The following is a 12807-nucleotide window of genomic DNA, read 5'->3' as shown; positions in this document are numbered from 1 at the left end:
CCCTGCGGTGTCGCCGAGAGGAAAATAGTATAGTGTTAGTGGCAAGGGGGAACATGAACATGGACAACAACAAAGTGACCGTAAAGATTTTTGGCCAGGAATATACCATTATGGGCAGCAAGCCCAGAGAGCACATCATGAAGGTGGCAGATTATGTTGACGTTAGGATGAAAGAGATTTCTCAGGCATTAAATGCTGGCCCCCTGTCGTCCATAGCAGTACTTTCGGCCGTGAACATCGCCGATGACTACTTCAGTGCCTTGGAGAGATTCCAGCACTTAGAGGTAACCAATGCTCAGGCGGAAAAGGATACGGAACATTACGTCCAGCTGTGGGAAGAGGCGAAGAAAAGCCACATCCAGCAGCAGGAAGAAATCAAAGAATTGAGCCGTCAAAAGACCGATTTAAAAGAAGGTCTGGAAGAGCAGCTGGCGGAATTCCAGCGGGAGCGGGAAGAAAAAGAGGCGTTAATTCGCAAACTCAAAGAAGATTCCGCCAAAATTGAAGTGCAGCTCATGGAATCTTCCAGCGATATGGTCAACGAATTGGAAGCCAAGTACAAGGATCTGGAAAGCAGCTTCTTTGACATTCAGATGGAAAACATCCAGCTGAAGGGAGAATTGGACCGCTATAAAAAGAAAATGGAATAGAAAATTCATGAATGAAAAAACATACAGGGTATTGGAATATGATAAAATTATTCAGCGACTAAAAGGGGAGGCGGCCTCGGAAATGACCAAAGAAATCATTTCTCAGCTGCGGCCTCAGCTGGATGGGGGATTAATTGAAGAACTGTTAGCGGAAACCTCGGAAGCGGTTTCCGTTATTGTGCATAAAGGCCCTTTGCCACTAGGTAGTTTTTACGATGTGGAGGGAAGTTTGCATCTGGCCCGAAAAGGCGGCACGTTGACGATGAAACAGTTGCTGGAAGTGCTTTACAACTTGCGGGTAGCCAGGGAAGTGGTGAGCTTTTTAAAGACAGATTTACCGCAACTGCCTATCATCCACGAGATGTCGGACTTGCTCTCCGTACAAAGACGGCTGGAAGACAACATTGACCGCTGTATTCTGTCCGAAGATGAAATGTCTGATAACGCCAGCCCGGAACTGAAGCAGATTCGCCGGAGCATCCTCCGGCAAAATGAAGCAGTCAAGGCTAAGCTAAACCATATCCTTGCCTCTTCCGATAACAAAACACTGCTCCAGGATGCCATTGTGACCATGCGTCAGGGACGGTACGTAATACCAGTGAAACAGGAAAATAAAAATCGATTTCCCGGTATTGTTCACGACCAGTCCTCCACCGGAGCTACTTTGTTTATCGAGCCTCAGGCCATCGTGGTGCTGAACAACGAACTGCGGGAGCTGGAGCTGGCAGAGAAAAAAGAGATTCAACGGATTTTGGCGGAACTATCCGCCAACGTGGCGGAGCACTTTCATCCGCTGCTGAACAACCAAAAACTGTTGGTGAAGCTGGACTTCATCTTTGCCAAGGGCCGGCTCAGTGTCCAGTATAAGGGGGCGGACGCCCAAATCAGCCAGGAGGGCTGGCTGGATATTAAAAAAGGCCGGCATCCACTGCTGGATGCTAAAAAGGTTGTACCGATTAATGTGTCATTGGGGGGAGATTACAACACCCTGGTCATCACCGGCCCGAATACAGGCGGAAAGACCGTCACCTTAAAGACGGTAGGTCTGCTGGCCATGATGACCCAGAGCGGCTTGCACATTCCCGCAGGTTCGGGAACGGTTATGCCAATCTTTGAAAAGATTTATGCGGATATTGGGGATGAGCAGAGCATTGAACAGAGCTTGAGCACCTTTTCCTCCCACCTGAACAACATCGTAAACATTGTGGAAGAGGCGGACGGTGCCACGCTGGTGCTGGTAGACGAACTGGGAGCAGGAACGGACCCTACAGAGGGAGCAGCTCTGGCTATCGCTGTACTGGAAGACCTGTATAACAAGGGCGCCCACACCATTGCTACCACCCATTACACCGAATTAAAAAAGTATGCCATTGAACGGGAAGGGGTACAGAACGCCTCCATGGAATTCAACGTGGAGACCTTAAGTCCTACTTACCGGCTGACCATCGGCATACCGGGAAAATCCAACGCTTTTGAAATATCGGAAAAGCTGGGGCTGCCAGAACGGATTATCCGTAAGGCCCGGGCCCTTTTGGACAAAGGAGACTTGGAATTTGAAAACGTCATCAGTTCCATTGAAGAAGATAAAAAACGAGCAGAAGCCGAACGGGACGAGGCCATCGCCATTAATCTGGAGATGAAAAAGCAGCGGGAAGAACTGGAGCGCAGGCTAAAAAAGCTGGAAGAACAGAAAGAAAAGATTCTGACGAAGGCTCGCGACGAGGCCCGGGATATCCTCAAAGAAGCCAAAGAGGTGACAGAGGATGCCCAGAAGCAGTTGAAAGACCTGGATAAGATGGACTCCATGGCAGAGCGACACGCCCGGCTGTCAGACAGTAAACGTCGGATTCGGGAAGCAGATAATAAGTATCGGGAGACCATCCAGGTGCCGGAAAACTATGCGCCAGTGACCATCGATCAACTGAAAATCGGTGACCGGGTCAAGGTGCTGACACTGGGACAGAACGGAGAGATTTTGTCTCTGCCTGACGACAGAGGTGAGCTGCTGGTGCAGGTGGGCTTGTTGAAAGCCAATGTCAATGTCAAGAATCTGATGTTAATTCATGACGGTGGGAAAAAGAAGAAGCCAGCCCCAGGCAGGAGCAAATACGGGAGCATGTACAAATCCAAGGCACAGGATATCTCCCTGTCGGTGAATGTACGGGGAAAAAATCTGGAAGATGCCCTGATGGATGTGGACAAATACCTGGATGATGCCTATATGGCAGGTCTAAAGGAAGTTACCGTCATACACGGGCGTGGAGAAGGCATCCTGCGAAATGGTCTTCAGGATATGTTCAAACGGCATAAGCATGTGGAAGGTTACCGGAAAGGGGCCTTTAACGAAGGCGGAGATGGGGTCACCGTGGTGACCTTGAAATAAACGGCAAGTAGGTTGAAAAGAGGGAAGCCATGTATATTATAAGCGGATGTTTATTAGGAGAAAACTGTAAGTACAACGGCGGCAATAACCGGACGGATTGGATTGTAGAATTTGCCCGGGCCCATCCGTTTATTTCTGTCTGCCCGGAGCTGGCGGGGGGCTTGGAAGCACCTCGGCCGCCCGTGGAAATCGTAGAAGGCCGGGCGATTAATCAAGAAGGGCTGGATGTGACGGAAGCTTTCTTGCAAGGCTGTAAGGCTGTCTGGGCAGATAGCTGTCAGAGGGCTCGGGAGCTGAATGAAGAAATAGAAGGGGCCATTTTAAAAGCGAAGAGCCCTTCTTGTGGCTGCGGCATCATTTATGATGGGAGCTTTTCACACCGGGAGATTCCAGGAGATGGCTTTCTGACAACCTTTTTAAAAGAAAAGAATATAGAGGTTATAACTGAATTGGAAATGGATCGGAGGAAGAACAAATGATCAATTATAAGAAAGAGATCGCAGAGTTAATCTGCAAAAATGTAGAGGGCCTCACCCTTGAAGAAATCATGTCCATGGTAGAAGTTCCTACAGATACAAAGATGGGTGACTACGCATTCCCGTGCTTTAAGCTGGCTAAGACCTTGAGAAAGGCTCCTCCTGCCATTGCTCAGGATATTGCAGAAAAACTGGGCGGAGAGGCTGCCTTTGCCAAGGTGGAAAGCGTCAACGCCTATGTAAACATGTTTCTGACCAGAAAGGGCTTTATGGAAGACGTGGTCAAGGAAGCTGTAAGTGAACAGGATAACTACGGCAGAAGCGACCTGGGTAAGGATAAGACGGTCATTGTAGAATTTTCTTCCCCGAACATTGCCAAGCCGTTTCATATCGGTCACATCCGGAGTACCGTTATCGGTAACTCTATTTACAAAATTTATGATTTCTTAGGCTATGACACTGTGCGTATCAACCATTTGGGAGACTACGGTACCCAGTTTGGTAAAATGATTGTGGCCTACAGAAGATGGGGAAATAAAGAAGATGTAATTAAGTCCCCGATTAAGACATTGCTGGAATATTACACGAAATTCCACGTGGAGGTAGAAACAGACCCGAGTCTGGATGACGAAGCCAGAGCCGTATTTACGAAGCTGGAAAATGGCTCCCCAGAGGAAGTGGAACTGTGGCAGTGGTTCCGGGACGAAAGCTTGAAAGAGTTTAACCGGGTATATAACATGCTGGGCATCAGCTTTGATTCTTATGCAGGAGAAAGCTTCTACTCCGACAAGATGGATCGGGTAGTGGAATGGATGAAGGATAAGAATCTGATGCAGGAATCCGAAGGCGCACAGATCGTAGATCTGGAGCCATATGGGATGTCCCCAGCTTTAATTACCAAGAAAGATGGCTCTACGCTGTATATCACCAGAGATATTGCCGCTTCTGTTTACAGAAAAGAGCATTACAACTTCTATAAAAATTTATATATTGTTGCCTCTCAGCAGAATCTTCACTTCCAGCAGTGGTTTAAAATCGTGGAACTCATGGGCTGTGAATGGGCTAAAGACTGCGTACACATTCCATTTGGGCTGGTAAGCCTGGAAGAGGGTACTATGTCTACTAGACACGGCCGGGTAGTTTTCTTGGAGGATGTACTGAACAGAGCAGTAGAGCAGACGAAGGCCGTTATCAAGGAAAAGAACGTAGCCACCGACAATGTGGATGAGACGGCCCAGATGGTTGGTATTGGTGCAGTTATTTTCCAAGAACTGTCCAACAACCGAATTAAGGACTATGTATTCTCCTGGGATAAGGTGCTGAACTTTGAAGGGGAGACTGGACCTTATGTACAGTATACTCACGCCCGTGCCATCAGCGTGCTGAGAAAGGCCGGAGAAGAAGCCGTGAAAAAGGCCTCAGAGGTTCAGAAGCTGGATATGTCTCATGTGACATCTGACAGTGCTTATGACCTGGCTAAATTGATTTATCAGTTCCCGCAGGTGATAGAAGAAGCCGGAGACAAGTACGAGCCTTCCGTAGTGACACGTCACATCGTGGATATCGCCCAGAGCTTCAACCGTTTCTATCACAATGAATACATTCTGGTAGAGGATGAAGCGGAAAAGCTGGCGAAGCTGGCTCTGGTTATAGCCGCCAAGAACACCATTAAAAATGGCCTCTTCCTGCTGGGTATTCAAGCACCGGAGAAGATGTAGGCTGGGATAAGGAGGCGTTATGCGTTACGAGGGAAATATATACAGGCCTCCCAGTGAGGCCTACAGCCTGATTGTTCAGGTGACCATCGGTTGCACCCATAACAAATGTACCTTTTGCAGCATGTTCAAGGACAAGACTTTCCGGGTGCGCCAGATGGAGGAGGTGCTGGAAGACCTCGAGTCTGCCAGACGCCATTACGGTCACGTAGAAAAGATATTTTTGGCCGATGGGGATGCCCTCTGCCTATCGAATAGTAAGCTTTTGGTGATTTTGAAGCACATCCGACGGCTGTTCCCGGAATGTCAGCGTGTGGGGGCTTATGGTACCCCACAGGACGTACTGGGAAAGAGCCCAGAGGAACTGGCGGAACTGCGGCAGCACGGCCTGGGTATTGTCTACATCGGAGCAGAATCCGGCAGCCAAAAGGTGTTGGAAGCCGTCAACAAGGGGGTCAGCCGGGAACAGATTATTGAGGCGGTGAAAAAGATTGAAGCTGCTGGTATCAAGGCTTCTGTTACCTTTATTTCCGGCTTGGCTGGACCGGAGCATATGGAGGAGCACGCGCTGGAAACTGCTAGTATGATTTCCGCCATGGAGCCTTCCTATGTGGGCCTGCTAACCTTGATGGTGGAACCAGATGCACCAATTTATGAGGATATACGGGCTGGACGGTTCCGGGTATTGACCCCGGAAGAGGTTTTGGGGGAAACTGCCCTGATGTTGAAAAATATTCAGGTGACGAAACCTTGCGTATTCCGCAGCAACCATGCTTCCAACTACGTGTCCCTAAAAGGCGATTTGCCTCGGGATAAGGAGCGGATGATGGGACAGCTGAAACGGGCGATGGAAAACACCGGACTGATTAAGGACGAGCGATTCCGAGCCCTTTAAAGAACTTTACAAATAGACGAAGAGTAGGGGAAACCTTGTATGAAAATATTACTCACAACGTTAAATGCTAAATATATTCATTCAAATCTGTCTTTGAAGTACCTGTATATGTCTGCCGTAGAGCACCGACGTTCCATAGATGTGCGGGAGTTCACCATCAACAACGATGACGACTATATTTATACAGAGATTATTCGAGGTGGATACAGTGCCGTCTGTTTTTCCTGCTATATCTGGAATATTTCCAGGGTGCTGTATTTGGTGGAAAACCTGAAAAAGGCCAAACCAGAGATGAAGATTGCCCTGGGAGGACCGGAAGTCAGCTTTGAACCCATTGATTTTCTGCGGAGTCATAAATCTGTAGATTACATCATGGTGGGGGAGGGAGAAGAAATTTTCCGGGACTTTGTGAAAACTTTTGTCTCCCGGAACCAAGCGTTTGACAAGGTGAAAGGCCTAATTTACCGGTTAGGGGGCAAGATTTTTGTCAACCCGCCGGCAGATATGCAAGAATTTGATTCGGTTCCTTTCCCCTATGGCTTTCTCTTGCCCAGCGACGACCGCATTGTGTACTACGAGTCGGTCAGGGGGTGTCCCTTTCAGTGCAGCTATTGCTTGTCTTCCGTAGAAAAGCATGTGCGGCCTTTGCCTTTGGAACGGGTAAAGAAAGAAGTGAGCTTTTTTCTGTTCAAACACGTGAAGCAGGTTAAGTTCATCGATCGGACTTTCAATTATGACCGAGGGCGATGTAATCAATTGGTGAAGTATATTATGGATCATGATAATGGCATCACCAATTTTCATTTTGAAATCTGCGGCGATTTAATCGACGAGGAATTCCTCCGCTTGCTGGGAGCGGCCAGAAAAGGGCTCTTCCAGGTAGAAATCGGCGTTCAGAGCTTAAATCCTCTGGCTTTGGGGGCGGTGGACCGGCAGAAGAATACGGATAAGCTGCTGCCTAACATTCAGCAGCTGGTTCAGCTGGGAACAGTACATACTCACGTAGACTTGATTGCCGGGCTGCCTTTTGAGGATTACCTGTCCTTCATTGATTCTTTTAATGGCGTATACCAGCTAGGGGCGGATCAGCTCCAGCTGGGCTTTTTAAAGCTGTTGAAAGGGACGAAGATACGGGAAGAAAAGGATAAATACGGGTATGTGTTTCGGGAATCAGCTCCTTACGAAGTCATTGCCAACAAGTTTATGTCGGCAGAGGGGATGGCCCGGCTGAAAATGGTGGAACATTTGTTAGACTTATATTACAACCGGGGTGGCTTCCAGAAGACCTTGGAATATGCTATTCAGCACTTGCAGGTGACCGCTTTTGACTTTTATGAGGAGTTGGCGTATTTCTTTTATTTGAAGGGATATCAGCACCGTTCTCACAAGAAGGAAGACCTGTACCGGATTTTTTATGAATACGCTTGCTGGAAAGACCGGAGCCTGCCTGGGGTGGCAGCAGACATACAGGAGTTGTTGACGGCAGATATGCAGCGAACCTTGAATCCCGATGCCGTGAAAAAGTTTAATAAAAAAGGCTGGAACATAGACAGGAGAACTATATGAAGGTAAAGAAGACGGAAAGACAGTTGAAGAAGGTGGAGAGCGGCAGTCATGCTGAGGCGAAGGCTGATGGCAGAAGCCAAGGTCCAGGGCAGGGGCGAATTCGAGGTGATCGGGTAGGCCCCTATCTGACCAGTTTTCTAGCGGATTTCGTCTTTGATGAGCTTTCACCTGAGTTTCTGAAAAAGATTGGTGTGGCAGAATTGATGGCGGGGGTTCCGGTACCAATTCGCCGGGGAGAGCTGGTTCAGATTCAGCAGGGTCAGCAGCTGACAGCTAATCAGCTGGCAGAAAATATGATTTGGCTTCTGGGAGTCGATCCTCAGTTTAAGTACGGAGAACATTATCTGGCCTTTCTGTTGAAGCTGTTTCGGCAGCAGATTTTGGACAGCACCCTGAGAGAGGCCCAAGATGCCGCTGAGCAGGGGCAACTGAAAAAGGCCTGTATTTACTTTCGGGCCTGCCTGCGATTGCAGCCTGACAGCCTGGAGGGCCTATACGGCTATATCCGGGTCTGCCGGGATATGTATTTAGAAGGCGGCGATGAGGACTACGTGGGCAATCTGAAAGCAGAGACCATGGAGTATCTGGAGGTGCTGACTCTGGAGCATCCAGATTTCGGGCCGGGGTACTACTATCTGGGTTATGCCTATGCCAATTTGGGTCTGTATGCGAAAGCGGCCATCACCTGGCAGCAGTATCTGGACCGGTCGGAAGATCAGGAGGAGCGGCAGGAGATTCAAGAGCGGCTTACTCAGTTGGAGGGTCCGGTGAAGATTGAGGACGGCTGCAACGATGTATTGGCTGGTCGGTATGAAGAGGGCATTTTTAAACTGGAACCTTATGAGAAGTCTTCCTTTAGTTCCTGGTGGCCGCTGTATTACTATTTGGGTATGGCCCACGCAGGCTTGGGAGAGCACCAGGAGGCGAAAAAGAGCTTTAAGCATCTGCTGACCTTACAACCCAGCCATGTGGAGGCTATGCTGGAACTGGCGGCCATCTACCGGGCGGAGGGCGATTTAGAGAATCAGAAGAAATATACGGATAAGGTGGAGCTGATTTTGTCTCAGCAGGAAGCGGACCGCACTGGAGAGTAAGACTTGTGAACATCAGTATTTACAAGGGTTGTCTGCACCCAGACTTGACAAAGAGAACCCTTTGATTTCATCATTTCCACTTTATTTACAAAAAAGGTAAAAAACTTTAAAATACGTGTTGACAAACAGGGGGTATCTGTACTATAATTAATCTTGTCGTCAGCGAGAAATGATAAAAAAATGAATGTTCCAAGGTAGCTCAATGGTGGAGCACTCGGCTGTTAACCGATAGGCTGTGGGTTCGAGCCCCACCCTTGGAGCCAATGAAAAATTCATGACATTCTCTCCTGAAGATAGGTGATACGCCGGAGTGGCGGAATTGGCAGACGCACAGGACTTAAAATCCTGCGATCTTTACCGATCGTACCGGTTCGACCCCGGTCTTCGGCACCAATAATGTGTTGGAATGAATATCACCAAATAACAATATCGCGGGATAGAGCAGTTGGTAGCTCGTCGGGCTCATAACCCGGAGGCCGTAGGTTCAAGTCCTACTCCCGCAACCATGTAATTTAAGACTTTCAGAGTTTTTCTGGAAGTCTTTTTTTATGCCCAAACATGGGTAGTCTTGTATCATTCCGCAGAACTGCTGCCCTCGATGAAAAATTATGAAACAAGTTGTATATTATGGTAACTTTAATAAAGTAAAATCCAATTATTGTTGGATTCTGTTTTATTAAGAGGTATAATAATGATGGAATAAAGAGGAAAATTATTTTATGAGCTAGGATATAATCCATTTAAAACAAGAGGAGACGATATTATGGGAGTTTGGTTGTTTAGAGCTGGAAGTAAGGGGGAATTCGAAGAAAAATTTCTTATGGACGGCCGTATCTATTTGACTTGGACTAATTTACATATTAATCTAGAGGATTACAAGGATAGAGGAAAACTTTTAAGTAAGCTGCTAGAACTATATTCCGGCGAAAAATTAAACACAATAAAGAATTGGGCGTCTCAAATATATCCTATTGCACATCGAATGGAAATTGGTGATTGGGTTGTTTTGCCAAGCAAAAGGACAAGTACTATTCACATTGGAACTATAGTAAGTGAATACAAATACAATGAAAACAATGGTGAGCCGTACTTTCATTATAGAAAAGTAGATTGGTTTGCAAAAGATATTCCAAGAAATAATTTTGACCAAGATATTCTTTATTCATTTGGTGCATTTATGACGATATGCAAGATTACGAGAAATGACGCAGAGAAACGAATAAAGGCAATGGCAGAGAACAACTGGAAGGTAAAATCGATTTCAACGATTTCTTTTAATGATGCAGAGGATACTGAAGCGAACTCGCAGGCAAATCTTGAAGAAGCGGTTTATGATTCGATTTCTAAATACATTATTCGTAAATTTCAAGGATATAAACTTGAAGATTTAATAATGGATATATTAAAGGCAAAGGGCTTTACAGTTTATCATAGTAAGCCTGGTGCTGATGGGGGAAAAGATATATTGGCAGCAGGGGGTGAAATGGGATTTGGGACACCTAAAATTTGTGTACAAGTTAAATCACATGATGCTGCAGTGGATCGGCCGACTTTAGACCAGTTGGGCGGAGTGATGAATAATGTTAATGCTGAATATGGATTGCTGGTATCTTGGAGCGGATTCAAGGATAGTGTGGCAAGAGAAGAAGGAAAGCAGTTTTTTAGAATTAGGCTCTGGGATTCAAACGATGTTATTCGAGAGCTATTTGAAAACTATGAAAAACTTAGCCCAGAAATAAGAGCAGAAATACCCCTTAAAAATATTTGGATTCTAAGTGAAGAAGACTAGAAACGTAGTTTGAGACAATTTTTCTGTGAAGCGGCTGATCGGGATTTTACATCGCCTAAATACGATGAATTCGTAAAATCAACCACTTGAGATCTTTGCGCGAGAGCCGGACTGCTTACAGAACGCAAATAGACGATTTGAGACACTTTATCATAACCAACAAAATCATAAAAAGAGCAGAGCTGAATTTCAGTCCTGCTCTTTTTTGAGTGCAGTGAAAGTTTGTCTATCATCACCTAATCCGTGCCGCCGACTTTCTCCACGACAATAATATGGATTCCTGTGCCTTTTATGGTGGATGTGATATGAAGTCGATCGTCAACATTTTCTATGCTGACCTGTGCAGGGGGTTCTGTATTCAGCATGTGAACCCAGGCTTCTGACAAAGGAAAATCTTCCGGAAATTCCAGATGTGACATATGCGCAAAAATAGAATTGGCATTTGACAAGGCATATTTTGCGATAACATATTGACCGGATTCAACCGGTATGCTGAAGTCAACCTGGAGTTCATCTTTAAAGGAATTGATGATGTCATTTACTTCGTAGGCACCAGCATTGCGCATGTAAAGATTTTGGATGTCGTCATTATAGTTGATAACCGCAAGGGTATAGGAATCTCTTTCGGACAAGTCATTTTTGATGACATAGTAATATTTTCCCCAGTAAAGCAGCTTTCCTTTTATATTCTTAAGCAGCCGGTAGGCATAAAAGGAAGGTTTGGGAATAAGAGAGGAAGTGATGCAGGAAGGGGCTCCTTTTAATATTTTTGATGGGTCACCCTGATCTCTCAATTTACAATGTAAGTTGTTCTCTTTTGAGATGAAATAGGTTCGGAATATGTGTATCGCAGCGACTATGGAGTCATACCCGGCTGAAGAACCGCAACACAATCCGTTGTCACAGACCGTAGACACGTTGTATCCGATGAAACTAAGCCGATTTGCAATCAGTGCGGTTGTTGTTTCGCTGTCACCCTGGCGGAAAGCAAGGATAACCTTGGAGGCGTTAAGGTCATAGAGCAGATTGAAAAGCCGTTCACCCATTATGTGATAATCCTCCTGAGTGATAACGACTTCAAGAAAATGGCGTATATTCATCACCGGCGTTGTCTGAGGATTTACATCAACGGTGAGATGAAGGCGATTTATGACGGAAGCGTTTTTTTCCTGATCACTAACAGCTGACATGCACCGTCTGATGAGACTGACCGCTTGATTGTCAGAAAACAATTCAAACCGTGCAGGCCTTGCGGCACTGAGAATGTGTGGCATATAAAGCTGACGGTATTCCGATGGTGTATGACCAAACCATTTGCTGAAGAATTTATCATAATATGAAGTGGTTGAAAAACCTACATCACGGGCTATCGCACTGATTTTGCGGTCGGTTTCCAGCAGGAGTATTTCCGACATTTCAGCTCTGGCGAAACAGAGGAGCTCCTGAAAATTGATGCCCATGTAATCCCGGATCAGATGAGAAATGTAAAAAGTACTTAAGTGTTCTCTTTCTGCCAGGTCTTCCAGGGTGATTTTGCTGGCATGATTGGCGTATACATAATTTATGATTCGGCTGATTCGCTCAACTGCTATAGAATTGTCATTTTGGAAATTCACCACAACTTCACCTTCGAAAGCAAACAAGTTGAAGTACTGGTTCAGGTATTTGATTACTTCAATCATTTGATCGATACAGGTGCTTTTATAATTAAAGCTTCTCCTTGAATAATCCAGCAGAATGTGAAGAAGCATTTTACGGAGTGTATCCATCTTAAGATATTTATCGTCGTTTACGTATGACATGAAGCATGCCTTACCTAAAGTTGGAAAATACTGTGTAAAAAAGCGATTGCTGACCTGGATGATTGCGACAACATTCTCTTTATCTGTCGCAGTTAAACCGTGAACCTCATGGCCGCTGTTGGTAAAAATGTCTCCTTCTTTCAGAAGATAATGATGACAGACGTTTTTCAGAGCGATTTCACCTTTGAGAACATAGATAAACTCAACATCCTGATGATAATGAAAAGGATATTCCGTAACTCTTGCAATTCTTATTTTTATTGGAAAGTCATCAAGATATGTTGTTTTTTCAAATAACATGCCGAACCCCTCCTTAGAAAACTAACCTGCCTATTTAAAACCAAGTCTTCGTACACAATCCGATGTATATATTATATACCAGATTTGAAAAGGGGGAAAAGCTTTTCCATGATTTTTTAGCAAGCTAATCAGGGTTT

Annotated in this window: 9 protein-coding genes and 3 tRNA genes; 11 read left to right on the top strand and 1 reads right to left on the bottom strand. The window is 45.8% G+C overall.

Annotation, left to right across the window (positions count from 1 at the left end; all coding sequences use genetic code 11):
• The first annotated feature begins 59 nt into the window (after nt 1-59).
• The 11 genes from zapA (at nt 60) to Ami103574_RS12555 (ending at nt 10568) form a co-directional block, all read left to right on the top strand.
• Nucleotides 60-650, top strand: a complete 591-nt coding sequence (zapA, locus tag Ami103574_RS12605; protein ID WP_163067324.1) for a cell division protein ZapA — start codon at nt 60-62, stop codon at nt 648-650.
• A gap of 7 nt (nt 651-657) precedes the next feature.
• Entirely contained in the window at nt 658-3033 is a 2376-nt protein-coding gene (locus tag Ami103574_RS12600) for an endonuclease MutS2 (protein WP_163067323.1), read from the top strand.
• A 29-nt stretch (nt 3034-3062) separates the two neighbouring features.
• The gene (locus Ami103574_RS12595; protein ID WP_163067322.1) at nt 3063-3512 is read left to right on the top strand and encodes a DUF523 domain-containing protein; all 450 of its coding nucleotides are present in this window, start codon (nt 3063-3065) and stop codon (nt 3510-3512) included.
• Nucleotides 3509-5227, top strand: a complete 1719-nt coding sequence (argS, locus tag Ami103574_RS12590; RefSeq protein WP_163067321.1) for an arginine--tRNA ligase — start codon at nt 3509-3511, stop codon at nt 5225-5227. Before Ami103574_RS12595 ends, argS begins: the two co-directional genes overlap by 4 nt.
• Nucleotides 5228-5246: 19 nt before the next feature.
• Nucleotides 5247-6119 (top strand): B12-binding domain-containing radical SAM protein, encoded by an 873-nt coding sequence (locus tag Ami103574_RS12585; protein ID WP_163067320.1) that lies wholly within the window; start codon nt 5247-5249, stop codon nt 6117-6119.
• A gap of 39 nt (nt 6120-6158) precedes the next feature.
• A complete protein-coding gene (locus tag Ami103574_RS12580) occupies nt 6159-7685 on the top strand; it encodes a B12-binding domain-containing radical SAM protein (RefSeq protein ID WP_163067319.1) in 1527 nt (508 codons plus the stop codon).
• On the top strand, nt 7682-8779 hold the full coding sequence (locus Ami103574_RS12575; protein ID WP_163067318.1) for a tetratricopeptide repeat protein: 1098 nt from the start codon (nt 7682-7684) through the stop codon (nt 8777-8779). Before Ami103574_RS12580 ends, Ami103574_RS12575 begins: the two co-directional genes overlap by 4 nt.
• Nucleotides 8780-8967: 188 nt before the next feature.
• A tRNA-Asn gene (locus tag Ami103574_RS12570) sits at nt 8968-9042 on the top strand.
• Between the two features lie 41 nt (nt 9043-9083).
• Nucleotides 9084-9172 (top strand) — tRNA-Leu (locus tag Ami103574_RS12565).
• A 37-nt stretch (nt 9173-9209) separates the two neighbouring features.
• Nucleotides 9210-9285, top strand: a tRNA-Met gene (locus Ami103574_RS12560).
• A 257-nt stretch (nt 9286-9542) separates the two neighbouring features.
• Nucleotides 9543-10568, top strand: a complete 1026-nt coding sequence (locus Ami103574_RS12555; protein WP_163067317.1) for a restriction endonuclease — start codon at nt 9543-9545, stop codon at nt 10566-10568.
• 236 nt (nt 10569-10804) lie between these two features.
• Here Ami103574_RS12555 and Ami103574_RS12550 read toward each other — a convergent pair whose 3' ends face one another.
• Nucleotides 10805-12670, bottom strand: coding sequence for an AraC family transcriptional regulator (locus tag Ami103574_RS12550; RefSeq protein WP_163067316.1), 1866 nt, complete (start codon nt 12668-12670; stop codon nt 10805-10807).
• Nucleotides 12671-12807: the final 137 nt, after the last annotated feature.

This window comes from Aminipila butyrica (assembly GCF_010669305.1).
In the GTDB taxonomy this organism is placed as follows: domain Bacteria; phylum Bacillota; class Clostridia; order Peptostreptococcales; family Anaerovoracaceae; genus Aminipila; species Aminipila butyrica.
This window is presented reverse-complemented; position numbering and strand designations above follow the sequence as displayed.

Excerpts from the sequence above, each read along its gene's own strand:
- argS (WP_163067321.1), top strand. The coding sequence starts at position 3,509 with ATGATCAATTATAAGAAAGAGATCGCAGAGTTAATCTGCAAAAATGTA.
- Ami103574_RS12600 (WP_163067323.1), top strand. The coding sequence starts at position 658 with ATGAATGAAAAAACATACAGGGTATTGGAATATGATAAAATTATTCAG.
- Ami103574_RS12585 (WP_163067320.1), top strand. The coding sequence starts at position 5,247 with ATGCGTTACGAGGGAAATATATACAGGCCTCCCAGTGAGGCCTACAGC.
- zapA (WP_163067324.1), top strand. The coding sequence starts at position 60 with ATGGACAACAACAAAGTGACCGTAAAGATTTTTGGCCAGGAATATACC.
- Ami103574_RS12575 (WP_163067318.1), top strand. The coding sequence starts at position 7,682 with ATGAAGGTAAAGAAGACGGAAAGACAGTTGAAGAAGGTGGAGAGCGGC.
- Ami103574_RS12550 (WP_163067316.1), bottom strand. The coding sequence starts at position 12,670 with ATGTTATTTGAAAAAACAACATATCTTGATGACTTTCCAATAAAAATA.
- Ami103574_RS12580 (WP_163067319.1), top strand. The coding sequence starts at position 6,159 with ATGAAAATATTACTCACAACGTTAAATGCTAAATATATTCATTCAAAT.
- Ami103574_RS12555 (WP_163067317.1), top strand. The coding sequence starts at position 9,543 with ATGGGAGTTTGGTTGTTTAGAGCTGGAAGTAAGGGGGAATTCGAAGAA.
- Ami103574_RS12595 (WP_163067322.1), top strand. The coding sequence starts at position 3,063 with ATGTATATTATAAGCGGATGTTTATTAGGAGAAAACTGTAAGTACAAC.